Genomic DNA, 23930 nt, shown 5'->3' with positions numbered 1-23930 from the left:
CATCAGCCGCATAATCTGCCCGAAGCGAAGCTAACACCCAACTATGGCTGAACGAACGCAGCCGCCCGTCTTCGGACAATCCTCCAGGGCTGAAGAGGGCCGCCGGAATACCACGTAGGGGCGAACTCTTTAACACGTTTACCGGTACTCGCCCAGCCGCGCGGGCTGAATAGCCGGGGGGAATTGCATGACTTCAACGCTATTCCCTAGGGCGAAATCTGATGGCATCGCCGAATTTGATTCCGCCGGCTGGTCTGTATTTCGGGCAGATTCTCGTCTACGTTCAAAACCAGTCGAAGTTGATACATCTGTTCTGCGCAGGTTCGCGCCCGGTGCCGCACCCTTGCTGCTTGGGATTCGCTGCCAGAGAGCGCACCTATGGACGGGAGTCGGCCTTGGTGCTAAATCTGATGTTTGCTGCTGGAAGTCCCCTTGCGTTTGAGCGGTCTCTCTCATTCCCGGCCTGACTGCAATGCCGGGAGGGACAATCCATCATCAATCGGGAGCCAGGCGAGGATTGGCCTGGTTCTATCGCGGCCAGCACTTTCTGGCGGCCCGAACGTTCAGGAGGACCACAATGGTTGACCGGATTGCCGAAATTTGGGGCGCGAGGACGCCTTACCCCAGGGATGGGCTCTGGCCTGTCAGGGTGGACCAGGCGCTGGGCGAGGGTGTCACCGAGGACGACGTCGACCGCTGGGTCCAGTCCGCCTGCGTGCTCTGCAGCAACGGCTGCGCGTGCGACATCGCCGTGAAGGACGGTGCCATGGTCGGTATCCGCGGCCGCGCTGGAGACCTGGTCAACCACGGCCGGCTGGGGCCGAAGGGCTTGTTCGCCAGCTGGCAGGGCGTCTCCCACCGCGACCGCCTAAAGCGGCCCTTGATCCGCGAAAACGGCCGACTGGTCGAATGCGATTGGGACACGGCGATGAACCGCATCACCGAGCGGAGCCAGCAGCTGCTGCAGGAACGCGGACCGCTCAGCCACGGTTTCTATACCAGTGGCCAGCTGTTCCTTGAGGAGTATTACGCCCTGGCCATGATCGGGAAGGCCGGTATCGGAACCCCGCATATGGACGGCAACACCCGGCTGTGCACCGCGACCGCGGCGGCGGCCTTGAAGGAGTCCTTCGGAGCCGACGGACAGCCCGGGACCTACACCGACATCGACAGCTGCGACGCGATCTTCCTTTACGGACACAACATGGCCGAGACGCAGACCGTCCTGTGGTCACGCGTGCTGGACCGCATCGCCGGACCGGACCGGCCCAAGGTCGTCTGCGTTGATCCGCGCGAAACGGAGGTCGCCCGCCACGCGGACGTGCACCTCGCCGTCCGGCCCGGCACCAACCTCGCCCTCATGAACGCCCTTGTCCACGAGATCCTTGCCCACGGCTGGCTCGATAACGAGTTCGTAAACGAGCACACAGTCGGGCTGGAGGAACTGAAGGCCACCGTCGAACCTTGGACGGCAGAAGCGGCGGCAGCGGTATGTGACGTGAGCGCCGCGGACATCAGGGAGGCCGCCCACATCTTCGGCACTTCGGCCCGCGTGCTTTCCACCGTCCTGCAGGGCTTCTACCAGTCCGCGCAAGCCACCGCCGCCTCCTGCCAGGTCAACAACCTCCACCTGCTCCGCGGGCTGCTGGGGCGGCCCGGCTGCGGGATCCTGCAGATGAACGGCCAGCCCACCGCGCAGAACAACCGCGAATGCGGCGCCGACGGGGACCTCCCCGGCTTCCGGAACTGGGAAAACCCCGAGCACATCCGGGAACTGGCCGAGCTCTGGGACGTGGACCCCTTGGTCATCCCGCACTGGGCACCACCGACCCATGCGATGCAGATCTTCCGCTACGCCGAGCAGGGCTCAATCGAGTTCCTCTGGATTTCGGCGACCAACCCGGCGGTCTCCATGCCGGACCTGCCCCGGATCCGCGGCATCCTGGCCAAACCCGAGCTGTTCGTGGTGGTGCAGGACCTGTACCTGACCGAAACGGCGCAGGCCGCCGACGTCGTCCTGCCCGCCGCGGCTTGGGGCGAAAAGACGGGGACCTTCACGAACGTCAACCGCATCGTCCACCTCTCGGACAAGGCCGTCGAACCGCCCGGTGAAGCGCGCAGCGACCTGGACATCTTCCTGGACTACTCCCGCCGGATGGGGTTCACCACCCTGCAGCGCGAACCGCTGCTTCCGTGGGCCGGCCCGGAGGACGGCTTCGAGGCGTGGAAGGAATGCTCCCGTGGCCGGCCCTGCGACTACACCGGCATCAGCTACGACCGGCTTCGCGGCGGCAGCGGCATCCCTTGGCCGTGCAATGACGAGAACCCGGACGGCCGGGAGCGGCTCTACGCGGACGGCGTCTTCCCCACGGACCCGGACTACTGCGAAAGCTACGGGCATGACCTCTTGACCGGCGCCACCGTGGGCGCCGAGTCGTTCCGCGCCAGCGTCCCGCGCGGCCGGGCCATCCTGAAAACCGCCGACTACTCCCCTCCGCACGAGGAACCGGACGGGCAGTACCCGCTGCGCTACACCACGGGCCGCACCGCCTACCACTTCCACACCCGGACCAAGACCGGACGGTCCCGTCCGCTTACCCAAGCCGCCCCCAGCGCCTGGGTGGAACTGGGCCCGGACGACGCCGAGCGGCTGGGGATCCGGGAAGGCGATCTCGTCCGGGTGACGTCGCGGCGTGGCCGGATCGAAGTCCCGGCCCGGGTCAGCGACATCCGACGAGGCACCGTCTTCGCACCGTTCCACTACGGATACTGGGACGGGGACGGCTMCCCCGGGGAACACCCCACAGCCGCAAACGAACTCACCCTCACCGAGTGGGATCCGGTCTCGAAGCAGCCGGTCTTCAAGAACGCAGCCGTGAAGGTGGAAAAGATCGGTGACGGTACCGGCCCAGCACCGGCGCCGACCACGACGGCGTCCCGTCCCGCTTCGGCGTCGGGACAGCGGGCGCCCCGGCCCACGGCCGGCGGCACGGACGCCGAAGCCACGGAGCTGCTCGGCGCCGCGACGCCGCCACGTTTCCCGGAGGCGATCAACCCGGGCGCTGGCGTCCGCAGCGGAAAGGACGAACAACCATGAACCTGAACATCTACCTGGGCCTGCTTCGCCAGGCCGAAGCTACGCTGGCCGAGTCCTTCCGCCAGGTGGCGGCGGGCCATGGTGCGGAACCGGACGTCCATTTCCTCTGCCATACCTTGGCCCAGCAGTGCGAGGAGCACAGCCGCCTACTGCTCCCTGCGGTGCAGCGGTACGGCGAGGTCCTACACGAGGACGAACCGGAGCGCCTCCATGCCGAGGGGCTTTCCACAACACGCAAGGGACCGGTGGGCCTGCTCCGCGACCTTCAGGACCTTTACCTGCTGGCCAGCCTCGTCGACGTCACCTGGACCATGGTGAAACAAGCGGGCTCCGCCCTCCGCGACCGCGAACTCCTCGACGTCGTCGCCCGGTGCGACAGCGAGACTTCCGTGCAGCTGCGCTGGCTGCAGACCCGCATGAAACAAGCGGCACCGCAGGCCCTGGTGGTAGCGCGCTAGTCGTTTCGAAGCGAGCGAAAGGTGAAATGGACCCCATGAGACAGCCACTGCTGAAGCTGCTTGCATCCCGCCGGAGCACATGGAGACGGCCATCGACGCCGCGGTGTTTTCTCTCATCGTTCTGGCTTTGACCGGAGCAGTCGGAGCAGGTCTTCACCTTCCCTGGCTGTTTCCCGGCCTCGGACCGAGGGTAATGCTGTTCTTCGAATCACCCGAGCGGCCCGCCGCCCGGCCCGACTGGGCGTCAAGGACGATGTCCCGGTCGTGGAAACGGGGACTGTGACACCGTAGATTCCGATGCCCGCGGCAGCCGGGGCTGCGTCTTCGGCACCCCCGTGTGCGTCACCGGCATCCGGACCAGGTACGGCATTGGGCATCCTGCCCCGAGCTTTCAGTTTCACGACGGCGTGCCGCGGGATCCGAAAATTGCTGACCTTAGATCGGTGATGGGACAAACCCGCTATGCCGAGTCCCGATCACCGGGGTCATCGGATTCGGTTCGCCAGGGTTGTATCCCCTGCAAGATCCCCTATGCTGTGGACAGAGACGAGGATCACAATGATCGATCGACGTGTGGCAGAGGAAATCCTCAACAAGGCCGCGCAGGCGGTGTCGGAGACGTCGTTTGGTGAGTTCAATGCCCGTTACCTAGCGGTGAATCTGGAGCTGACCCCCGTCCTCGAACTCGCAACGTTAACTCAGGATCAGGAAGTCCGCCGTCTCAATGGCAGGGCCTCGGTTCTTCCATGCGCGGGGCCGAGTTGGCGATATGCGTTGGTGCAGACCCCGGCCCAGTGCCTGGACCACGGCGACAACTATGACAGAACGGCCGAAGGCCTGACGATCAATCGAAGCACTCTGCGGCACCGCTTGAATTCCATCCGGCAGATCACCTGTTTCGACCTTACCGACCCCCTAGACCCGGCTGGCCCTGCACGCGTGCACGCCGAGAGTGACGTCCTTTTTCTGGACCCTGAACCATTGGAGGCCGGGCGTGCCGGAACATTCGGACGACATTAACCCCAACAGTGCCCGTACGCTGGGCGTTCTCGCCGAACCGGAGGTCACCGCTGAGTTCGCCGAGCGCAACGGCCGCGAAGTGCGCCAGCTTCTCAATCTTGCCGATGAGCGCCACGAGTGGTCGGTGGTGATCGAGTACCGGGACTTTACGGCCGGCGATGGGTTGGCGCCGATGCTGGGCTCTTTGGCGAAGTACCGGGCCCTCAGCGCATGGGATGTCATGGTCTGCCTCACCGATCTTCCGATTCGTTTCGAGGGCCGGACCGTAGTAGCGGAAGTTGCGCTTGGAGAGCCGATTTCGCTGGTTTCCTTGCCCGCGCTCGGCGCCTTCAACATCGACCGCCGGGTCCGCACCGCTGTCGCCGATCTGGGCTGGGCGATGCACCGCCACTTCGATCCCGAGGACGCCCCCGTAGAATTTGGGCCGCCTTCGCTGCACCAATCCAGGCATATTGAAACTGCTGTTCCTGACGAGGGGCCGATTGGGTTCCGCTATGTCTCGGCAACCCGGCTCGGCCGCGGACGGTTGCTGGCGGGCATGCTGCGGGCGAACCGACCTTGGCGCTTGGTCTTCGGACTCAGAAGCGCCATGGCCGCCGCGATCGCCACGGGTGCCTTCGCCCTTGTCACGAACACCATCTGGCAACTCGCAGACCTGCTGGGGGCGCCGAGGCTGACGTTGTTGATGGCCCTTTCGATCAGCTCTATGGTGTTCTGGATTATCACCCAACACGATCTCTGGGAAAGCCCCCGGCGCGACGGCACCCTCGAACGGTACAAGGCTTCGTTGTACAACACTTCTACAGTGTGGTCGTTGATGATCGGGGTCGTGATCAGCTACGTCCTGCTGTTCGTGGCCGTGCTGCTGGCCGCGGCCTTCACTATCGACGACTCCCTGTTGGCACAGACCCTGCAACATCCGGTGACTGTTTGGGACTTCGTGGAAGTCGCCTGGATGACGACGTCGGCGGCGCTCATCGGTGGAGCGTTGGGCTCAGGCTTCGAGTCAAAGGACGACATTCTTCGGGCCGCGTACGGCCAACGCGAACGTCATCGCCGCCAGGCGGTCGACGAAGACGAATAGTGCGGACCCTCAAGGCGGATTTCCGGCATTGCCGGATCTAGGACCGGATACACGCTGATGTGGCCCAGCGATCCGGAGTCTCCTACCAAACGGCTCTCGGGTCTTGAATAACGTTGCGGAGGTCAGCGCTGCAACGCGCGTGCGGGTACGCAAATCAGCAAGGACTTGGGTACCGCCGCAACTGGGCGGCCACCGCGGTAGAATTTACCGGCGATCGACCACCCGTACAATACGAGCATTCTTGCTGTAGCAGCGACGTGGCACATTGAATCTCTGTTCGGCTGGAAGGTTCCAAGCCCATGGAAAACATATCTCGCGGCAACGTCGTTGCCGGCGGTCCGGACGCGTCACCGCACGGCCAGATCAGACGCTACAGTGTTCCCCCCGGGCTGAAGCCCGAGGAAAAATTCGAACATTGGCGGAGCTGGTACGGCAGCGCCATTGATGCTCCTGTTCGGCTGGAAAAAACCGAAAGGCTCGTGCGTCCAGGTTTCAATCCAACCGCCATGAGCCTCGATTGCCCCGGGTTCAGCCTTGTTGACGTCACGAATGAACCCGCTAGTTGCTATTGGAACGGGGAGACACGGCCGAGCGACTGGCTCGTGTATTTCAGGACTTCGTGCGACAAGTTCAGCTTCTCGGGACGCTCCGAGGCCGTCTCTCCCGGTACGGTCAGGTTCTTTGATCTTTCCTTGCCGGGCAACTTCCATGCGCCGGCTGGCTTAAGCGCGGTGCGGGTCCATTTCGATCGAGGCCTGCTGGGCGTGGACGACAGGTCAGTGAAACGGCTGCAGGGACTGGGCGATATCAGGGCAAACCCCCTGATACGTGGGCTGATTCTTCCAGCCCTGTCCGGCTGGCAGCGGACAGCCATAGCGCAGGAGATGCAGCGTCTCCAACCGGTCGTGCGGTCGATGATGACGGCTCTGGTCAGCTCCTTGCTCGAAACCACGGCCGATCCCGGCGATCTAAGACTGGCCCGCATCGCAACGATCAAGAAGTTCATGCGCAAGAACTTCAGAAACCGTGCCCTCACCGTTGACGAGGTCGTGGCCTACTCATTTCTTTCACGCCGGGCCCTTTACTATCTCTTCGAAAACGAAACGCTCCAGGTCAGCGGACACATCCGGGCCCTGAGGACCTTGGAAGCCCTCGAGCTCCTCGCCGAAGAAACCGCCTGGAAACGCTCTCTGACGGACATCGCGGGCGCCAGCGGGTTCGCAAGCCTGCAAGCCATGAGGCGGGCCGTCAGGGAACTTACAGGGGTCTCGCTCAGCGACGTGCAGGAGAACCCGGAACTCCTGCGCACACGAGCCGCCGAACTAAAGAAACTGACCGGACCGTGAACCGGCAGGACCGGATCTCGAAGGCATACCGTCCGTGCCAGCCCTTCGTCGTAGTCGGTTGACCGGTAGGTGGTCCCTTTCAGCCGGGCTTATCTACCGGGACGCAACCACGGGCCCGCACCGGCCCGTCCCGCGGCGCAAACGGCAGGTCGCAGAGCCAGCGCTTAGTCGGAGGTGACAGCTGTGGTCATGGACTTCGGGGACAAAGGGGCCGAACTGTGCCCCGCCGAGGAGGGGACGAAGCGGGCTCGCTCCTTCTTTTCTTCCCTGTAAGTCTTGATGATGCCGTGGCCTTCTCCGTGGCCGAGCCGCGAAATGACGATCGGGCCTGAGGGCAGGGCGACCCGGATGATTTCCCCGGTGCTTCTCTTACCCAGCGAAAGTGCTTCGATGGATCCGTGCGGAGCATCGAGGAGTGTTCGGCAACCGAGGCCGGACGCTTCGATGACGAGGAGGCGCCTGGTCGTGAGGACGACGTATCCGGCAGCCTCATTCAGGTTCCCCCTCCCGATAGCCCGGACGGTTTCGTCTCGCGCCAGCACACGGACCACGGCGCGAAACTCAGCCCGCCCGCCCAGGGAGAGACCTGCCCGCAACACGGCGTCCTCAAGCCCGTGGTAGTCCATGACCCCCTCGGGCAGCGTTTCCTCCATACTGGCCAAATGCTCATGGTTCAGCGGCCCCTGATGTGGTGTCCAGACCACGTCTGCACCACGCGCGGACGGTCGTACGGTAGCAGTAAACCGCACGGCTCGACGTCGCTTGCGGAGGGAAAACGGTACCTCGATATTGATACTGTCCTCATCGCAGGGCTTAGCCCTAAAACCTGATTCGACTGCGGCGCCGCGGATGTGGTCCCGGGCGGCGTCCACACCTATGAGCATCGTCCAAAGGACGGTTTTGGGACCTGATGTCATCTGAATACTTTCCGCATAGACGTGGCGTGGGTGCTCCTGGCCCGGCAAAGCGCGCAAACCCGCGCCAGTCAGAAGCATTGGCCGGAGGCTGACCGGCTCCGAAGCAGTGACCGTTCAAGTGTCATTTCATTCGGCATCTTCATTCGGTGACGACCGGTTCCGCTGCCTCCAATGGGACCAGTCCGCCGACAAAACAGATGGCCGACCCAAGAGGTAGCCCTGCCCGGCGTTCACTCCCATCTCGGTAACGGCCGCCAGTTCTGCATGGGTTTCGATTCCCTCGGCGACCAGGCATGCCTCGATTTGTGACGAGAAACTGACCATCGCCGCGCATAGGGCCCTCTGCTTCGGGTCGTTGTCGATTCCCGCAACGATTGTCCGGTCGAGTTTGATGAGCTCTGGGTCGAGCTTGAGTATGTGGCGCATCGACGAGAACCCGGCGCCGACGTCGTCGATAGCAATGCGTAAGCCAGCGCTTCTCAGCGGAGCCAATGCTGCCGCGAGGCGTGCATAATCAGCGACGGCTGAGTGCTCGGTCAGCTCTACGACGATACGCTCGGGCTTCACACCTGATTTCCCCACAATGTCACTTAGCCTCGGGTCAAGGCATGCCGATGGGGAGAGATTGACGGCGATATAGAGGTGGTCAGGAAGATCCGCAGCGGCGAGCAAGGCTGTTTCCAAAGCGAGGAATTCGAGTTCGGCGCCCCGCCCGATTGAATCGGCGTCGGCAAACCATTGATCCGGGGACCTTACAGGAGAGCTGACGAAGCGAGTGAGCGCTTCGGCGCCGATAATCTCGCCGGTTCCCAGATGACAGATCGGCTGAAACGCTGTGATCAGTGTCCGAGTGGCGATCAGGCGATCGAGGCGCGCCGCGATCGCCTGATTTGCCGGGCGCTGCACCGCGCAGTCTGCCGGCGGCCGCGCGATTCCCTCAAATCCTGCTCCCCAGCCTTCCACGTCCGACCGACGCCATCCGACGACCTCGATGCTCCGTCGCCGCCCATCCCGGTGACGGGCGGACAGCAAAAGCCCTACTCGGCCGGCACTTGGGTCTGGTTCCTGTGCGGTCTTGAGGTCGGAAAGGTCGATGATGAGACTGCACGGTCGTCCCACAAGGTCGGAGGGCTCGTAGCCGAGCAGCTCCCGGCTTGCCACGCTGGAGAAGGTGAACCGGCCATCTGCTCCTACAGCCCAGAGCCAAACTTTGGTTGCGCCCAGGACCGCGTCCATCAGTCTGGCGGTCGTCGACGCCTCGATCTGATCGCGGCGCTGTTGCCGGACAAGGCTCCAGGCCGCATGAAGGAGAACCGGAAGGAGCAGTATCGAGGCGAAGACGGACAATTCGCGGGGGACCCCGCGACCGTTCCAAGGCTGAAGACCAACCAGGAGAGGCAGCAGTATCGACAGCGCGGATAGCACCCACAGTGACAGAACGGCCAGCAACCATCGTCCGCATGCTGATGTTCGAGTTTGGCCGGTGACGGTGGGGGCTGGGGACATGCGAGCCTTCTTGCTCATTTCGGATATTGGATCATTTGGGTTCAGCATCGGCGATATCCCTCCAGGTATGCGGTGACGCGGGAGGGTATGTTGCCGGCACGGTCCCGTTCTAGGCGAGGTCGCATTCCTGAGTGGTTCCATAGGGAACGTCCTGGCTCAGGTTTACTGTGAACGAGTTCGGTCCATGTCGGGTCACGAGAATTCCGTGATTACCTTCCATCAGCGTCCGGGCCCGGGCCATTTCCTCAGCGGCATCGAGGCGTTCGGCTAACAAGTGGGGCTCGTCTGCTGTGACGTAGTAAGTCATTCCGATGGCGGCGGTGGTCATAGGTCGTTCCTGTTCTGATAGCACTCAAAGGCAGTTCGCTCCCGCGGTCGGCATCCCTGAGCGGAGCCACTCGTGTGGCTCTGCAACCTCGCCGGAAGCTGCGTGCCCGCCTTCAAAAAATCCTACGATCGGTGGCCGTGCAAAAACCGGGGTGTTGTTCCAAAGCGTGCATTCTTTGATCCCGGACCAATCAATTCGTGCAGGAGCCGCTCAGTGCTGGGCGAAGGATGGGCTGTTTCGTGAGGTGAAAAAGGAATTACGCTGACTAAATAAGCTGCCACGGAGCTCTCGGACCGCGTTCCCGAGCTGAGCGGCGGCTCTTCTGGCTCATTGTGAGGACAGGCCGTTGGCCTGGACCGAGGTCGCAGGGATCCGGAGTCCCCGGAAGGGTTCGCCCGCGCACGCCGATACCATCACGCCGACGGAGGGTGCGCCGTAACACCTCTCCGGCAATTTCCCCCTTGACTTCTCTACTGACCGTCGTCAGTCTTTCGACAATAGGACGGGCGTCCGTCCGCTCCTGGCTCAGTGGAGGATGCTAATGTTCCGTGCCACGTCGCTGATGCGTTCCGCAACCTCCGGAAGCCGGGTTACGCGGCTTGAGCTATTCTTCGATCTGGTCTTTGTGTTCGCGCTGTCGCAGCTTTCCCATCACTTGCTGGAGCATCCTTCATGGGTGGCGGCCGGTGAGACGTTTGTGCTTCTTCTCGCGGTCTATAAGGTGTGGGTGTACACGACCTGGGCGGCCACGTTGCTGGACACTTCGCGGTTTGAGGTGCAGTGGATGCTACTGATCGTCATGCTGATCACACTATTCATGAACGCCTCAATCGGCTCAGCGTTTGGCGCCTTCGGCTGGCTCTTTGCCGCGAGCTATCTACTGGTCCAGCTGGGCCGGGGTGCATGGTTACTGACTGTGGGACTTGACGGCACCACCCACAACCATTTCGTGCGCACGCTGATCTGGGGATGTATGAGCGCTCCGTTTTGGATTGCCGGCGTCTTTTTCGGTCCGGGGCCCCGTCTGATGTTCTGGGGTGTCGCTGCCGCGATCGATCTGGGCGGCCATATGCTGGCTCACCGGTTGCCTGGACAGAAGACCGAAGGAAGCCGGGTCCCACTCCCGGGAGAAAGGATCTTTGAGCGGTTCGGGTTGTTCTACCTGATCGCGCTTGGCGAGACGATCCTCTCAACCGGTCTGGCGATTGCCGGCAACCTGGAGGACCCTTTGATATTTGTGACCGGAACAGTAAGTTTGGCCGGAAGCGTCGCGATCTGGTGGTGCTACTTCTATAGCCTCGAACAGGAAATTCTGAAAAAGCTTGCTTCTGTTGATGATCAGTTCCGACCCGGCATCTTGGCGGGCAACACCTTGGTCGTGCTACTGGCAGGCTTGATCTTGGTGGCGGTGGGTGATCAGCTCACCATCAGTGATCCGGCTGCCCGCCCCGATCTTGCCACAGTTCTGTTCCTCTTTGGCGGCCCGGCTCTCTTCCTAGCCGGCCGTGGATTTTTTATCCGGCGGGTACTGGGCCACCGCCAACCATCTGATCTCGCCGGCATCGGAGCCCTGGCGGTGCTGGCAAATCTGAGCTTTCTCCTCCCGGCCTTCGTTGCCGCCATGGGCGCCGCGCTCCCCCTCATAGGTGTAGCGGTTGCAGATGCCGTGAACCGTCGCCGCCGAACGGAACGAGGGCCCCGCTGAGGCGGAGCGCCGGATCCGCCAACAGAGCAAGAACGACGCAGTGCCGTTCATCTTGTGAACTTCAGAACGCGGGCTACGGGAGAGATGTTACGAAGCACGCCACAAATTCTTGGAGGCTTGTCCACCTCCCACGCCCGTAAGGCCTCTGACCTGCGGAAACACTGCGCTCACAGCAGAGACCACACGAAGCAGGGAGGGGCTGCGGACGGAGTACACGAGGACCGACTCGGACGCCACGATGATGGGGGAGGCCGCTGGTCATCTGACCAAGGACGGTTCTGTGGAAGGTGTAGCCGGTAGCGGCCTACTCGAAGTGGACGGCGTCCCATTCCAGAATGCGCGGCTCCACCAGTCCTTCGACCCTGAACGGGTCTTCGCCGATGAAGCGCTCGGCATCCTCGCGGAACGTGAAGATGCCCATCGAACCCGCTGCGGGATCCGTCGTCTGGAACGGGCCCAAGGTTACAAGTTCGCCGCCTGCCTCGCGGAAGTCCTCGTATTAGGCCTTGTGGCGGGGAAACGGTTCGAGGATGCGTGACCGGTCAGCGCCCTCGCGCAGCGTGTACAGCACCACAAATTCCATGTGCCAGAAGCTACCTATCGCAGCGGCCGCGGTGTGCCGCTTCATACACAGGAGAGTCTTGCGGCCATAACTCAGTACACTGATCCGACAATAGACGAATGTACGGCTCAAAGATTGGCGAAGAGATGACGGACAAGCTGCGGCTGACCCCGGACGACGCGTTCCCGGAAGATCTGGAAGTGATGACGGACAACGACCTGCAGGTACTGGACAGCCAGGTCCAGCGCCAGCTCGACCATGAGGTCGTCGTTGCGGGTGAATCGGATCGCGAAACGGAATTCCGCCACTACGAACTGGATCACGAGTTCACGCAGCGCGACGACACCCGCTGAGGCGCCTCCGCGTCGGGTTTTCCAGGACGCCGCCTCCCCCGTTTTTATCCGGTCCTCCGGCGCCCCGCCTGACGAGTCTACGAAGGCCGCTTGATGTCCGGGCTTGCCGTCTCCACGGTCCTGGTCATAGTGTGCTGTCTCGGTTGGGGAATCGGAGGTACCGGCGGGAGGATCGGTGGGCTTCGTCCTGAGTCGCCCGATACAGCTGCGGTCTCAAGCAGCGATGCTCCCACTCCGAGACGGTCCGGCCATTCTCCGACTTTAGCCAAACAACGGCTAATTCCGGTCAAAGGCGGAGACGGGGAAACAGCGCCTCGGCGTTGCCGCGGTCAATCGCCGCGCGCAGTACGGGATCCAGCGGATACTTCTCATACTGCATGTTCAGGAAATCGATGGCCGCGGAGGGGGCGAACGGGAAGTCAGTGCCGTACGTGATGCGACCCGGGTCAGCTACCTCAAGCAGGCTGGGCAACGCCGCCGGGCTGGCGGACAGGGCGACGTCGTAGTAAAAACGTCGCAGGACGGACTGCTTCTTGTCTCCCAACGCCGCCAGCGCGTTGAGAGCCAGGTCCCTGTCGAGGAGCATGGTCAGCAGGATCCGGTAGGCGATGAAGGGCACGAATCCGCCTGCGTGCGCCAGGACGAACTTAATGCCGGGGAACTTCTCCATCGCACCGGACAGGACAAGGCTGATAGCGGTGCGGGTGGTGTCGAGCATGAAATCCGCGGCAAAGGCGGGTATGCCCGGCACCGGCGGTGCGGGCAGCTCACCGGGGTGGATGAAGACCACGGCCCGGCGGTGGTGCAGGAACTCCAGCAAGGGTTCAAATCCCGGGTCTCCGAGGTAGCGGCCGTCGTTGTTGGCCGGCAACACGATCCCGTCCGCCAGGAGGGTGTCCAGGGCGTACCGGGCCTCCGCGAGGGCGCCTTCCACGTCCGGCAGGGTGAGCGCCGCAAAGAACCCGAACCGGTCCGGCCGCGCGGCCACCACCTCCGCACAGAACTCGTTCACCTCGCGCGCCCTCAGCCGCGCCTCCATCACGTCCCCGAAATAGACGCCGGGCGTGGACAGGGAAAGAATGCCGGTTTGCACCTCGTGCCTGTCCATGAACTTCAACGCGGAGCGCTCGGACCACGGCGGCAGACCGATCCCACCGGGGTCTATCCCCTTGTCACGCATCCACCGCGCATACCCCGGCGGAACGATGTGCTGGTGGGTGTCGATACGGTACGGCGGGCCCATCCGAATCCCCTGCCAACAGGTTCAGTTCAGTCTGCTTGAGCGGGTCAACGGCTCAGGTTCCGCAGAACGTGCGGTACGCGCCGAAGTCATCGGGCGCGCCCATGGCGTATCGCTCGAGACCGGGGCGTTCGTTATACGGGTCGGTGACCGCATCCATCAGCCGGAACAGCGGCTCCAGGTCGCCGCCGGTGGCAGCGGCCAAGGCTTCCTCCACCAGGTGGTTGCGGGGAATGTACGCCGGATTAACCCGGTCCATCGCGTCGGCGTCCGGGTTCAAGGCACGCCAGCGCCCAGCCCAGTCATCAAAAGCCGTCCTATCCGGTATGAGCTGCCGGGCTGGCTCAGGGCGGCCGCGGGCCGCTTTGCCTAGGCTGCGGAAGATCGAGGCGTAGTCCACGTGTCCCTGCCGCAGGAGGGTCAACAACTCCTCGACGAGGGGGGATGTCACCTCATCCCCGAGCCCTGGACGGAAGCCAAGCTTCCTGTTCATTCCGGCCGCCCAGGCAGCACTGTACTGCTGGCGGAAATCGTCCAGTGATTCCACTGCAAGCTGGATGGCTGTCTCCTGGTCCTCGTGCAGCAGCGGCAGCAGCGACTCGGCGAGACGGGCGAGGTTCCATTCCGCCACGACTGGCTGGTTCCGATAGGCGTAGCGCCCTGTTTCGTCGATCGAACTGTAGACGGCGGCAGGGTCGAACGCGTCCATGAAAGCACACGGGCCGTAATCGATGGTCTCGCCTGAGATCGTCATGTTGTCGGTGTTCATTACCCCGTGGACGAATCCCACCAGCATCCAGCGGGCCACCAGCGACGCCTGCGCACCAACCACCGAGCGGAAGAGGGCTAGGTAGGGGTTTTCGGCCCGCTCCGTCGCCGGATAGTGCCGGGTGATCGCATAGTCGGCGAGGCGGCGAACGAGGCCGACGTCGCCCCTGGCCGCGGCGTACTGGAAACTGCCGACGCGCACATGACTCGTAGCGACGCGGGTGAGCACGGCTCCGGGCAACACAGTGTCACGCTGCACGGGACGCCCCGTGGCCACCACGGCCAGGGACCGTGTGGTGGCAACGCCTAACGCGTGCATGCCTTCACTGATGAGATATTCGCGGAGCATCGGCCCGACGACGGCCAGACCGTCTCCCCCGCGGGCGAACGGTGTACGTCCGGAACCCTTGAGATGCACGTCCCGCGGCATGCCGTCGGCGTGCGTGATCTCGCCGAGCAAGAGGGCGCGCCCGTCGCCGAGCCGGTGGGCGTACCAGCCGAACTGGTGTCCCGCGTAAGCCTGCGCGACCGGCGTGGCATCGACCGGGAGCCGATGCCCGGTCAACAGGCCCATCCCTTCGGCACTTCGTAAGAAGTCAGCGTCCAGGCCCAGTTCGGTTGCCAGCGGCTCATTGAGCACCAGTAAACGAGGGTCAGGCATGTCCTCTGCCCGCCAAGCAATGGCCATCTCCGGAAAGTCCCGGGCGAAGTGGCCGCTCAACGTGACGGCTGGTAGGGACACGGCATCCATGCATCCAGAATAGCCCCGCGGAACCACTGTGCCCGAGGTGGGACTCGAACCGGGTTCCAGACTCTGAAAAGCCGCCACACCCCCGAAAACCTCCGCAATCCGGCCAACTTCAGCGCCCCAGCCGGCCTTTCTTTTTGGCCGTTTGAGCGCGCCCGCCATCCCCCAAGACGGCATCGCGAATCCCCGGAATCCATCGGATGGCACGATCAAATCCCGCACGAAGGTTGGTTTACAGAACCTCAGGCCCCAGCTGGAACCCGCATAACTGAGCCGAGGACACCCCCATTGCGTTGGTAACGGATTGGTGTCGGTTCGGTGTGGACCCATCCGGGAGGGCGGGTGTTGCCGAAGTACTCCTGACAGACCAAGCCGGACCCGCAGGAAAAAGTCAGCCCCTACCAGGGCGGCGGGGACGGGACACCCATTGAGCCATTTCCAAGGAGCACTCCCATGCGTACATCCATCAAGACTTTCCTCGGCGTTGCCGCTGCCGGTTCGCTCATGTTTTCCCTGGCTGCCTGCAGCCCGGCGAACAACGCTTCCTCCGCTCCGGCCACCTCGGCGTCTTCCTCGGCTGCGGCTGAAAAGCCCGAGCCGCTCGCCTCGATCCCGGCACTGACCGGCGTCTCCACCGCGGTGAAGCTCGATGCTTCCTTCGCGAAAGCCCTGGAAACCCTCAAGCTCACCCCGGGCACCGTCGGTACCGCCAAACTGACCGACGGCTCGCTGGTCTTCCCCATCACCGGCGGCAAGGTCGACTACTACGACCCGGCCAAGGACTACCGCCCCTACGTCCAGGGCCTGATCAGCCACGCCGGCTCCGGGTTCTCCCTCACCGCCGGTGACACCAAGGTCGAACTGACCATTCAACCTCGACGGCTCCACCCTCAAGCCCCTCCAGGCATCCGGTGACACCGCCGTCCTCGAAGGCACCCGCGTCCTGATCTCCGACACCGCCGCCGGCCTGCTGAACAAAACCTTCAAGACCGACGCCGTGAAGGCCGACATGCTCGTTGGCATCGCCAAGATCACCGTCAACACCAAGTAACACCCCACCAGGAATGGTTGAGAACGCCACGGACCTTGGGGGTCCGTGGCGTTCTCGGCTCTAGGATTAGACTGGCCCCGGGGCCACAGAACGGTGGAGTGATAACGACATGCAAATGCCCAACCCGCAGAAGCTCACTCAAGCTTTGGCCGCAAAGTTCGCATCGCCGACCCGCAGTTCACGCCTGACGGTAGTGGTGGGCCGCTGGCTCGGGGTCAGCTTCACAATATGTTTCCTGACCGGCCTCTTCAGTCATGGACTCCAGAATCCGCCGTCCTGGATGTTCTTTCCGACCAGACCGGTCTGGATCTACCAACTGACGCAGGGACTCCACGTAACTGCCGGCATCGCCTCGATTCCTCTGCTTCTGGCAAAGCTGTGGTCCGTGTACCCCGAACTGCTCAAGTGGCCGCCCGTGAAGTCTCTGCTGCATGGCCTCGAGCGGGCCTCGATAGCCTTATTCCTCGGTGCATCTCTAGTGCAGCTGACCACCGGGCTGATCAACACCTACAAATGGTATCCGTGGCCCTTTCCGTTTCGTGAGACGCATTATTGGTTGGCCTGGGTGATCTGGGGATCGCTGCTGTTGCACATCGCGGTCAAGCTACCCGTCATCGCCACCAACTGGCGTGCCCGTTCCGCGGGAGGGCAGGCCGGCAAGCCCTCCGACGGCGGGATGGACTCGCACGGGCGGGCGTCCGTCGCCGGCAGTCCGGGCCGCGGACGATGGTCCCGGCGGGCATTCCTGATGGGTGTGGCAACGGCGACCGGATCGGTTGTGCTGACGACCGCCGGACAATCCTTCGCCGTGCTTGCACCGCTAAACCTTTTCGCTCCGCGCAAGATGGGCACCGGGCCGCAGGGGGTGCCGGTCAACAGAACGGCTGTAGCTGCCAGCGTCACAGAGGCGGCCAATGACGCCAACTGGACCCTTCTGGTACGCAACGGTGACTCCCGCCGGACCTTCAGCCTTGCCCAGCTCAAGGCAATGCCCCAGCACACCCACGAACTTCCCATCGCATGCGTCGAGGGCTGGAGCCAGACTGCGCAGTGGCGCGGGGTCCTGGTCAGGGACTTGATGGACGCCGTGGGGGCTCCGGCCGGGTCCACCCTTCGTGTCACCAGCTTGGAACCGGAGGGCGCCTACCGGTTGATGACCATGGCCCCGGAATACGCCCGGGACGAAAAAACGCTGGTGGCCCTGGAGCTGAACGGCTCCGTACTCGATCTCGATCATGGCTATCCGGCCCGCATCATCGCCCCCGGCCGGCCCGGAGTCCTCCAGACCAAATGGCTGCAAAGTATCGAGGTCCTGTGAAAACGCCGAACTCCGTCAAAGCCGCACGTGCGGCCCTCGGCGCCGCCGGTATCGCCATGCTGGGATACGGACTGCTGGGCCTGCCCACCCAGTTAGGGCCGGAGCAGTTGATCGGACTGCTGACGTGGATGGCCGTTGCCGTCCTTATTCACGACGGCGTCATTGTGCCGCTCTCCACTCTTGCGGGCGCAGGCCTGACGAGGGCCGGGTCGAAGCTCCAGCCGCTCTCGGCCGCAGTGCTCCGCGGCGCGCTGCTAAGTGGTGCGGTAATCACCTTGATTGCTGCAATTCTGGTGAAGGCCCAGTCCGTCGCGCAGAGCACCACCGTGCTGGAAGCCAACTACGCCGCCTCCCTCACATGGTTCTGGGCGTTCCTTGCGGGCGGCTCTGCCGTGACCATCTTTGCCCTGGAACGAAGAGCCCGCGGGACCGGGCGGGTCCGCCGCCGCTGACCCGGCAGATCCTTTCGGCAACAGTCCCGGGGCCGGAAAGCCTGCCGGCGCCGGTGGCTTACACCCGGTCGCCGCGCAGGGGAGAGGTAGCAAATTCCCGCATGCCGTCGTCGAATCCGACGTTCGGAGCCCAGCCGAGTTCGGCCTTGATCCGCTCCGAGGAGGCCGTGACGTGGCGGACGTCGCCGAGCCGATACTCGCCGGTGACTACGGGCGCCGGACCGGCGCTGAAGGCACTCAACGCGGCCGCCACGTCACCGATGGTGTGGACCTCGTCCGCACCGACGTTGTAGGCGCGAAAGGCCGGGGCGCCGTCGTCGGACAGCGACTCGGCGGCGGCGATATTTGCTGCCGCAACATCCCGTACGTGGATGAAACTTCGGCGCTGGGCTCCGTCCTCAAAGACACGCGGAGCTTCACCGCGGGCCAGGGCCGACCGGAAGAGGGAAGCGACCCCGGCATACGGCGTGTCTTTGGGCATCCTGGGTCCGTAGACATTGTGGTAACGCAAGGCAATCGCCGAACCCCCGGTGCTCCGGGCCCACGAGGAGGCGAGGTGCTCCTGGCTCAGCTTCGATGCTGCGTAGACGTTCCTCGGATCCATGACGGCATCCTCGGTGACCATCGCGGGGACCAGAACGGCGCCGGTTTCCGGGTTGCGTGGATCGTAGATGCCGGCGCGAAGGTCCTCCTCCGAGCGGGGACCGGGCCTGACCGGCCGGCCGGTTCCCGGATCGACGTAGGCGCCCTCGCCGTACACCACCATCGAGGAGGCGAGAATCAGGCGGGTGATGCCGTGGCACTCCATCCCGGCGAGCAGGATGGCCGTGCCGTAATCGTTGTTGCGGATGTAGTCAGGTGCGTCGGCGAAGCTGACCCCAAGGCCGACTTTTGCGCTCTGATGGCAAACGGTATCGATTCCCTGCAACGCCGACTCCACGGCAGCCGGGTCCGTCACATCTCCCGTGACGAGGTCCACGCGCCGGTCAAAAGCCGGTTTGTGCGGGTGCAGGGAAGCGTCCAAGGAGTCGAGGACCCGAACACTCCACCCCTTGGCGAGAGCAGCTTCGACGATGTGGGATCCGATGAAGCCGGCGCCGCCGGTCACGAGGAGTCTCATCAGAGACCCGCTGACGGGCCGACCGGAGCGAGCGCCATGATTCGGCGCACGGCTTCCGGGTCCATGAGCGGCCTGGCGGCATAGTCGGCGCCGACGGCGGCGAGGGCTGTCTCAAGGATGGCAAGGACGTTGACCTGGGCATGTTTCAGCCGCGCGAAGACGGCTTCAGCCGTGACCGGTTCGGAACCGTCGTGGCCGGTGTCGGAGTCTGTGACGAACGCCAGATTGGCGAAGCCCATGTTCAGCTCCGCGGCCAGGACGGGTTCGGGATATTGGGTCATGCTGATAATGTCAGCCCCGCCGGAGACGTACCACTGCGACTCGGCCCTGGTGGAAAATCGCGGTCCGTTGATGACCACCACTGTCCCTTGGGGGGCGCTGGGCAGCTGGAGCTGATCAAGGGCAACGTGCAGATACGATCGAAGTGTCGGGCAAAACGGGTCCGACGCCGGCAAGTGCTGGACGCCGGCCGGCGCGGCGCCGTCGGCGGTGGTTCCGTCGAAGAACGTGTCGGCCCGGCCCCAGGTGCGGTCAATCAGTTGGTCCGTGACCACGAATGTCCCGGGCCCGAAGCCTTCCCGCAACCCGCCCACGGCGGAGGATGAGAAGACCGCCTCGACCCCGACGCTCTTGAGTGCCCAAAGGTTGGCACGGTAGTTGATCTTCTGCGGCGGAAGCGAGTGCTCCCCGCCGTGCCGGGGGAGGAAGGCCACTGTCTGTCCGGCCACCTCGGCAAATGTCAGCGGCCCCGAAGGCCGCCCAAAGGGTGTGTCGACGTCGACGACGGCCTGCACCGTTGCGCCGGGGAGAGTATAAGTACCGGAACCTCCGATGACGCCGACGCGGGGGATGCGGGGAAATTGGTTATGCATAACGCGATCCTGCCAATTGTTGGAACTTGCTTGAAATCGTCTCTGTGGGTCGGTCACCGGGGTCATTGGGGTGCGGCCGCGAGGTGACTTGCCTCGGCCTGCAGCCGCTGATGGGCAGCCGTTGCAATTCCACGGCGGCGTCGAAGCCACGCTCCGGTCGCGACGGTGGAGGCGGCCAAGAGGAGGACGCCCTGGTTAAGAGGCTCACTGTATGGGGCGGCCGAGGGAACCATGTAGATCACGCCCAGAGCCAGAATGACGCTGATGTATTCCCAGCGGCGGCTCAAGACGATGAACGGCATGAGCATCAGTGCGTACCACGGGTAGTTCGGGCTCACGATCAGCAGGGTCAGCCCGATCATGACCGTCTGCTGTTCCCAGAGATTCGCCGCCGTGGTCCGTCTAAGCACACCGAGAGCGACGATAGCCAGGGCGGCCGCACTCAGTACGGGGATCCAAGGCCCGGCCGCGACGATCTGGGCCAGGCCGAATCGGATCCCGCCGCTTTGGCTGTAGCCCTCCTCTTTGAGGTAACCGGGGAGGAATCCGAGGACTCCCGCTCCCGCGAACGCCAGATAAGGCACGTAGAGCAGCGTGAACGTCGCCACGGCGGCGGCGATGAAACGTGCCGGGCGCTTGAACAGTAATCCCGGGGCCGCGATGGCCGGAATGAGTTTCGTTGCCACTGCGGCTCCGAATGCAACGCCAGAGCGGAGCGGCTTTCCTGCTGTCAGAAGGATTCCTGCAGCGAGAATGAGGGCGCCGCCCAAGAGATCAACGTGGGCGTTGTTGATTGCCTCGAGCTGCACGAAAGGGCTCCACCCCCACACTGCGGCCAGATGGAGGGGCATCCCGCGGGCGGCGAGAATGCGGAGCAGCATCACTCCAACGGCCACACTGATTAGCAGCCCGCCGAGCTGGAAAGGAAGGTACCCCACCGAATCCGGAACGGCCGCCCGCACTCCGAGGAAGTAAATCTCAGCGGTTGGCGGATAGATGGTGTGCACGTGCGGGCGGTTAATGGCCGAGCACAAGGGTGTCCCCGACGGATACCCCAGGGCAGCGACGGATTCAGTGCCGAATAGCTCCTTGGCACAAACTGGTCGGCCGTCGCTGTCTAAGGAGCCCGGCGCGAACAGCCAGCCCGGGCGCAGGCCGGCAAGTGTCTCATCCAGCGGTACATGCGAGTACGGGGAGATTCCCGCCTTTTGAACGATTCCGTCCCAGGCGTATCGTGCAGAATCGTTACTGGTCCGTGGCGGTGCGCTTACGGCAACCGCGCCAAGCAAAACCGTGCCCGCTATGATCACCGCCCCAATGCGGTACCGTGGCACCCGCCTGAGCAGGAAGACCGCCGCCATCAGCAATATCCACGAGATGCAGGTGCCGACGATGGGAGCCGACTCGAAGGGATTCCGCGGCAATACCATCCACCAAAGAACTGTCGCGGCCAGGATGAGCACGGCGGCCAGAGCGGCGTAGGTTCCCGCCCGGCGCCCGGAAGCGCGTGCCGCGCCGGGCGTGCTTTCAGTTTGCGGCCGGACTCTCATGCTGTGAATCCGTCCGGACCTATGGCTGGCGAGAGTCGACAAAAGACGCGGCCCTGCCTGTGGTGGACGGACTTTATGGTCCATCCTCCGCGGAGTGCGCGGGATTCGAGACCGGCGGCGCCGGTTCTGGCCCACCGAAAAGGCTCGCTTTGGTTACCTTGGGCGTCTTCCAGGACCGCCGCGTAGACGGTGTCCAGTTCGGCATCGGTTTCCACTTCCACCAGGAGAGTCCCCTGGGGGGCGATGAGTTGCAGGCACCGGCGCAGCAGGGTCGTGATGCTGCCGCCGATACCGATGTTTCCGTCCAGCAGGACCAGGGATTGCCATTGCCCGGCGTGGGGAACCGGGGCGAATATGGACTGTTCGAGGGCGCGGGCGCCGCGGCCACGGGCCCGGTGGACAGCCTCGGCACTCGTGTCGATGCCCAGGGCCGTCAGGCCCATGTCCTGCGCTGCGGCCAGCAGCCGGCCGGGACCGCATCCGACGTCGAGCACGGGCCCCTGCAGGTTCCTCAACAGCGAAATCTCCAGTGAGCTTGCCTCGTCGCACCAGTTGCTGACGTCGAAAGTAACGGGGGGCGCAGCATCTTGTTCGGTGTCCGGCCGCAGTGTCAGAGTGCCGAAGCCGTTCGCAAGGGCCCGGGCGTAGGGTTCCCGTCGGCCCTGGCCGAAAAGCGCAAGCGGCGTCATGCCGACGGCCGTCATCCCCCGGCCCCGGCGATCGGTGCCTGGTCCTGCAGGACGGGCGCGGCTTGTGCGACGGCCGACGAGAATTCGGTGCCGGGCATCCCGGCAGCGATCTCCATTGCATCGCTGAAGTAGTCCATATCCCGCAACTCGGGCAGCATACCGGTTGTGAGGCCGGCGGCACGGAGCCTGGCGTACTGGTGGGCTCCGGTGGTGTCGGTGGACATTGGCACCCCCCGGATGAGGGTGCCTGTTGGCCTGCGAAGCGCGAGAGCCCAAAATCCGCCGTCGGAGGCGGGCCCGAGCCAGGCGTCGTGGACGACCGTTCCGGTGCCCCAATCATTGAGCAACGGGGCGACATGGTGCAGCGAGAATTGTGGTGTGTCCATGCCGATGATCAGTAGCGGACCGGAAGCGGCATCGCAGATGGCGGCGAGTTTTTCGTCGAGTCCTCCGGAAACCTGAGGCACCACAACGAAACCTTCTGCGTCTTCCGCGGTCGGGGCCCCGTCCATAACCAGAAGTCGGTCTCGCGCAGGAAGTTGCCTGACGGTTTCCAGGGTGCTGCTGAGGCTGAGTTGCGCCAGATGGGCCGCATCCTCGGGAGATAACGGCGGACTAAGCCGGGACTTCACCCGTCCGGGCAGACACTCTTTGGCGATGACGGCCACCGTCAGATCATTCAGGTTGCGCATGCTCATGATTCGTCGCCGGTGCGCTCGAGGACCGGTCCTGAACCCGCGGCGGCCGCGGCCGCCCTGAGCTGAACCGACATATCCCGCACCGCGGTAATTGTTCCGAGGAGGGTGCCGGTGACTTTCGATTTGCCAGTCCGGGGGGCGTACGGAACGGGTAGTTCCAGGATTCTCCAGCCGCGAAGGCTCGCCTTCAGAAACATCTCAAGCGGGTAGCCGCTGCGACGGTCCTCCAATGCCAGCGAAAGCAGCTGGACCCGGCGGCCCGCCCGCATTGGGCCAAGGTCCGTCACCCGTTCCCCGGTCAGCCTACGGAGCCGCCAAGCCAGGACGACGTTCGCGACACGGGCATGGGCTGGCCAGGAACCGCGCTGCGGCTGGCGGCTGCCGAGCACCAGATCCGCACTGCCGTCGATGACCGGGGCGAACAGCGCCGGTAACTGTGCCGGGTCCAGCGAACCGTCGCAGTCGCAGAAAGCCACGTATTCGGCCGTGGAGGCGAGCAGGCCCGCGTGGGCCGCAGCGCCGAAACCGCGGCGTTCCTCGCGAATGACCATGGCACCAAGTTGGGTGGCGAGTTCAGCGGAACCGTCCGTAGAGCCGTTGTCGACCACGATTGCCCGGTACCCCTCCGGCAGGCGCGCGAGTACCCAGGGCAGTGCGCCCTTCTCGTTCAGACAGGGTAGAACCACATCAACCAAAACTTCGGTCATTTCAGTCACCTTTCAAGGCTACGGCGGGGAAGGCCCACGTCGGCCGGGACGCACCACGGTCCAGGCAAGGAAAAGTGCCACGGTGCCGGCAGAAGCGGAACCGTGGCACTTCCCACCGGTGCAGACCATGCATCCGGCGAGTTTTCCTGGTGGGGTGTTACTTGGTGTTGACGGTGATCTTGGCGATGCCGACGAGCATGTCGGCCTTCACGGCGTCGGTCTTGAAGGTTTTGTTCAGCAGGCCGGCGGCGGTGTCGGAGATCAGGACGCGGGTGCCTTCGAGGACGGCGGTGTCACCGGATGCCTGGAGGGGCTTGAGGGTGGAGCCGTCGAGGTTGAAA

Annotated in this window: 23 protein-coding genes and 1 pseudogene; 10 read left to right on the top strand and 14 right to left on the bottom strand. The window is 64.0% G+C overall.

The window, feature by feature from the left end; all coding sequences use genetic code 11:
• Positions 1-577 precede the first annotated feature (577 nt).
• The 5 genes from AC1DGE_RS00120 to AC1DGE_RS00100 all read left to right on the top strand — a co-directional run bounded on the left by AC1DGE_RS00120 (position 578) and on the right by AC1DGE_RS00100 (position 7005).
• Positions 578-3097, top strand: coding sequence for a molybdopterin oxidoreductase family protein (locus AC1DGE_RS00120; RefSeq protein ID WP_476916648.1), 2520 nt, complete (start codon positions 578-580; stop codon positions 3095-3097).
• Positions 3094-3555 carry a hypothetical protein gene (locus tag AC1DGE_RS00115; RefSeq protein WP_441418760.1) on the top strand — a complete coding sequence of 154 codons (462 nt, stop codon included), beginning with the start codon at positions 3094-3096 and terminating at the stop codon, positions 3553-3555. The genes AC1DGE_RS00120 and AC1DGE_RS00115 overlap by 4 nt, the downstream gene beginning before the upstream one ends.
• Positions 3556-4113: 558 nt before the next feature.
• Positions 4114-4575, top strand: a complete 462-nt coding sequence (locus AC1DGE_RS00110) for a helix-turn-helix domain-containing protein (RefSeq protein ID WP_476916647.1) — start codon at positions 4114-4116, stop codon at positions 4573-4575.
• On the top strand, positions 4550-5659 hold the full coding sequence (locus AC1DGE_RS00105) for a hypothetical protein (protein ID WP_476916646.1): 1110 nt from the start codon (positions 4550-4552) through the stop codon (positions 5657-5659). The genes AC1DGE_RS00110 and AC1DGE_RS00105 overlap by 26 nt, the downstream gene beginning before the upstream one ends.
• Before the next feature lie 299 nt (positions 5660-5958).
• Positions 5959-7005: a helix-turn-helix domain-containing protein gene (locus tag AC1DGE_RS00100; protein WP_476916645.1), complete on the top strand. Its 1047-nt coding sequence runs from the start codon at positions 5959-5961 to the stop codon at positions 7003-7005.
• Between the two features lie 164 nt (positions 7006-7169).
• Here AC1DGE_RS00100 and AC1DGE_RS00095 read toward each other — a convergent pair whose 3' ends face one another.
• The 3 genes from AC1DGE_RS00095 to AC1DGE_RS00085 form a co-directional block, all read right to left on the bottom strand.
• Positions 7170-7658: a hypothetical protein gene (locus AC1DGE_RS00095; RefSeq protein WP_476916644.1), complete on the bottom strand. Its 489-nt coding sequence runs from the start codon at positions 7656-7658 to the stop codon at positions 7170-7172.
• Between the two features lie 390 nt (positions 7659-8048).
• The gene (locus tag AC1DGE_RS00090; RefSeq protein WP_476916643.1) at positions 8049-9446 is read right to left on the bottom strand and encodes a sensor domain-containing phosphodiesterase; all 1398 of its coding nucleotides are present in this window, start codon (positions 9444-9446) and stop codon (positions 8049-8051) included.
• A 91-nt stretch (positions 9447-9537) separates the two neighbouring features.
• Entirely contained in the window at positions 9538-9756 is a 219-nt protein-coding gene (locus tag AC1DGE_RS00085; protein ID WP_476916642.1) for a hypothetical protein, read from the bottom strand.
• 541 nt (positions 9757-10297) lie between these two features.
• On the opposite strand from AC1DGE_RS00085, the gene AC1DGE_RS00080 reads away from it, so the two are divergent.
• Entirely contained in the window at positions 10298-11461 is a 1164-nt protein-coding gene (locus AC1DGE_RS00080; RefSeq protein WP_476916641.1) for a low temperature requirement protein A, read from the top strand.
• Positions 11462-11765: 304 nt separating this feature from the next.
• Here the strand turns inward: AC1DGE_RS00080 and AC1DGE_RS00075 are convergent, their stop codons facing one another.
• Together AC1DGE_RS00075 and AC1DGE_RS00070 are read right to left on the bottom strand one after the other, a co-directional pair.
• Positions 11766-11921, bottom strand: a complete 156-nt coding sequence (locus AC1DGE_RS00075; RefSeq protein WP_476916640.1) for a YciI family protein — start codon at positions 11919-11921, stop codon at positions 11766-11768.
• A gap of 39 nt (positions 11922-11960) precedes the next feature.
• The gene (locus AC1DGE_RS00070) at positions 11961-12089 is read right to left on the bottom strand and encodes a hypothetical protein (protein WP_476916639.1); all 129 of its coding nucleotides are present in this window, start codon (positions 12087-12089) and stop codon (positions 11961-11963) included.
• Between the two features lie 53 nt (positions 12090-12142).
• Between AC1DGE_RS00070 and AC1DGE_RS00065 the strand changes: the two genes are divergently transcribed.
• Complete coding sequence (locus AC1DGE_RS00065; RefSeq protein WP_441418773.1) at positions 12143-12376, top strand: hypothetical protein; 234 nt, start codon at positions 12143-12145, stop codon at positions 12374-12376.
• 286 nt (positions 12377-12662) lie between these two features.
• Here AC1DGE_RS00065 and AC1DGE_RS00060 read toward each other — a convergent pair whose 3' ends face one another.
• Together AC1DGE_RS00060 and AC1DGE_RS00055 are read right to left on the bottom strand one after the other, a co-directional pair.
• Entirely contained in the window at positions 12663-13619 is a 957-nt protein-coding gene (locus AC1DGE_RS00060; RefSeq protein WP_476916638.1) for an amidohydrolase family protein, read from the bottom strand.
• Positions 13620-13671: 52 nt separating this feature from the next.
• Positions 13672-15135, bottom strand: coding sequence for a protein adenylyltransferase SelO (locus tag AC1DGE_RS00055; RefSeq protein ID WP_476916637.1), 1464 nt, complete (start codon positions 15133-15135; stop codon positions 13672-13674).
• 450 nt (positions 15136-15585) lie between these two features.
• Between AC1DGE_RS00055 and AC1DGE_RS00050 the strand changes: the two genes are divergently transcribed.
• From AC1DGE_RS00050 to AC1DGE_RS00040, 3 genes are all read left to right on the top strand, one after another.
• Positions 15586-16047: a hypothetical protein gene (locus AC1DGE_RS00050; RefSeq protein WP_476916636.1), complete on the top strand. Its 462-nt coding sequence runs from the start codon at positions 15586-15588 to the stop codon at positions 16045-16047.
• Positions 16048-16298: 251 nt separating this feature from the next.
• The gene (locus AC1DGE_RS00045; protein ID WP_476909806.1) at positions 16299-17501 is read left to right on the top strand and encodes a molybdopterin-dependent oxidoreductase; all 1203 of its coding nucleotides are present in this window, start codon (positions 16299-16301) and stop codon (positions 17499-17501) included.
• Complete coding sequence (locus tag AC1DGE_RS00040; RefSeq protein ID WP_476909807.1) at positions 17498-17953, top strand: hypothetical protein; 456 nt, start codon at positions 17498-17500, stop codon at positions 17951-17953. Before AC1DGE_RS00045 ends, AC1DGE_RS00040 begins: the two co-directional genes overlap by 4 nt.
• A gap of 58 nt (positions 17954-18011) precedes the next feature.
• Here the strand turns inward: AC1DGE_RS00040 and AC1DGE_RS00035 are convergent, their stop codons facing one another.
• From AC1DGE_RS00035 to AC1DGE_RS00005, 7 genes and pseudogenes are all read right to left on the bottom strand, one after another.
• Positions 18012-19073, bottom strand: coding sequence for an NAD-dependent epimerase/dehydratase family protein (locus AC1DGE_RS00035; RefSeq protein WP_476909808.1), 1062 nt, complete (start codon positions 19071-19073; stop codon positions 18012-18014).
• A complete protein-coding gene (locus tag AC1DGE_RS00030) occupies positions 19073-19945 on the bottom strand; it encodes an MTAP family purine nucleoside phosphorylase (RefSeq protein WP_476916635.1) in 873 nt (290 codons plus the stop codon). Before AC1DGE_RS00030 ends, AC1DGE_RS00035 begins: the two co-directional genes overlap by 1 nt.
• Positions 19946-20007: 62 nt before the next feature.
• Complete coding sequence (locus AC1DGE_RS00025) at positions 20008-21495, bottom strand: glycosyltransferase family 87 protein (RefSeq protein ID WP_476916634.1); 1488 nt, start codon at positions 21493-21495, stop codon at positions 20008-20010.
• Positions 21492-22184, bottom strand: coding sequence for a class I SAM-dependent methyltransferase (locus AC1DGE_RS00020; RefSeq protein ID WP_476893638.1), 693 nt, complete (start codon positions 22182-22184; stop codon positions 21492-21494). The genes AC1DGE_RS00025 and AC1DGE_RS00020 overlap by 4 nt, the downstream gene beginning before the upstream one ends.
• 11 nt (positions 22185-22195) lie before the next feature.
• Positions 22196-22882: a TIGR04282 family arsenosugar biosynthesis glycosyltransferase gene (locus AC1DGE_RS00015; protein ID WP_476916633.1), complete on the bottom strand. Its 687-nt coding sequence runs from the start codon at positions 22880-22882 to the stop codon at positions 22196-22198.
• Positions 22879-23589 (bottom strand): glycosyltransferase family 2 protein, encoded by a 711-nt coding sequence (locus AC1DGE_RS00010; protein WP_476916880.1) that lies wholly within the window; start codon positions 23587-23589, stop codon positions 22879-22881. Before AC1DGE_RS00010 ends, AC1DGE_RS00015 begins: the two co-directional genes overlap by 4 nt.
• Before the next feature lie 157 nt (positions 23590-23746).
• Positions 23747-23930, bottom strand: a pseudogene (locus AC1DGE_RS00005) (hypothetical protein); the annotation flags it as partial.

This window comes from Arthrobacter sp. 05N425 (assembly GCF_056397125.1).
This window is presented reverse-complemented; position numbering and strand designations above follow the sequence as displayed.

Bases quoted from the DNA above. Each gene is read 5' to 3' on its own strand.
- AC1DGE_RS00115 (WP_441418760.1), top strand. From the start codon at position 3,094: ATGAACCTGAACATCTACCTGGGCCTGCTTCGCCAGGCCGAAGCTACG.
- AC1DGE_RS00110 (WP_476916647.1), top strand. From the start codon at position 4,114: ATGATCGATCGACGTGTGGCAGAGGAAATCCTCAACAAGGCCGCGCAG.
- AC1DGE_RS00100 (WP_476916645.1), top strand. From the start codon at position 5,959: ATGGAAAACATATCTCGCGGCAACGTCGTTGCCGGCGGTCCGGACGCG.
- AC1DGE_RS00095 (WP_476916644.1), bottom strand. From the start codon at position 7,658: ATGGAGGAAACGCTGCCCGAGGGGGTCATGGACTACCACGGGCTTGAG.
- AC1DGE_RS00090 (WP_476916643.1), bottom strand. From the start codon at position 9,446: ATGAGCAAGAAGGCTCGCATGTCCCCAGCCCCCACCGTCACCGGCCAA.
- AC1DGE_RS00085 (WP_476916642.1), bottom strand. From the start codon at position 9,756: ATGACCACCGCCGCCATCGGAATGACTTACTACGTCACAGCAGACGAG.
- AC1DGE_RS00080 (WP_476916641.1), top strand. From the start codon at position 10,298: ATGTTCCGTGCCACGTCGCTGATGCGTTCCGCAACCTCCGGAAGCCGG.
- AC1DGE_RS00070 (WP_476916639.1), bottom strand. From the start codon at position 12,089: ATGAAGCGGCACACCGCGGCCGCTGCGATAGGTAGCTTCTGGCACATG.
- AC1DGE_RS00065 (WP_441418773.1), top strand. From the start codon at position 12,143: ATGTACGGCTCAAAGATTGGCGAAGAGATGACGGACAAGCTGCGGCTG.
- AC1DGE_RS00060 (WP_476916638.1), bottom strand. From the start codon at position 13,619: ATGGGCCCGCCGTACCGTATCGACACCCACCAGCACATCGTTCCGCCG.
- AC1DGE_RS00055 (WP_476916637.1), bottom strand. From the start codon at position 15,135: ATGGATGCCGTGTCCCTACCAGCCGTCACGTTGAGCGGCCACTTCGCC.
- AC1DGE_RS00050 (WP_476916636.1), top strand. From the start codon at position 15,586: ATGCGTACATCCATCAAGACTTTCCTCGGCGTTGCCGCTGCCGGTTCG.
- AC1DGE_RS00045 (WP_476909806.1), top strand. From the start codon at position 16,299: ATGCCCAACCCGCAGAAGCTCACTCAAGCTTTGGCCGCAAAGTTCGCA.
- AC1DGE_RS00035 (WP_476909808.1), bottom strand. From the start codon at position 19,073: ATGAGACTCCTCGTGACCGGCGGCGCCGGCTTCATCGGATCCCACATC.
- AC1DGE_RS00030 (WP_476916635.1), bottom strand. From the start codon at position 19,945: ATGCATAACCAATTTCCCCGCATCCCCCGCGTCGGCGTCATCGGAGGT.
- AC1DGE_RS00025 (WP_476916634.1), bottom strand. From the start codon at position 21,495: ATGAGAGTCCGGCCGCAAACTGAAAGCACGCCCGGCGCGGCACGCGCT.
- AC1DGE_RS00020 (WP_476893638.1), bottom strand. From the start codon at position 22,184: ATGACGCCGCTTGCGCTTTTCGGCCAGGGCCGACGGGAACCCTACGCC.
- AC1DGE_RS00015 (WP_476916633.1), bottom strand. From the start codon at position 22,882: ATGAGCATGCGCAACCTGAATGATCTGACGGTGGCCGTCATCGCCAAA.
- AC1DGE_RS00010 (WP_476916880.1), bottom strand. From the start codon at position 23,589: ATGACCGAAGTTTTGGTTGATGTGGTTCTACCCTGTCTGAACGAGAAG.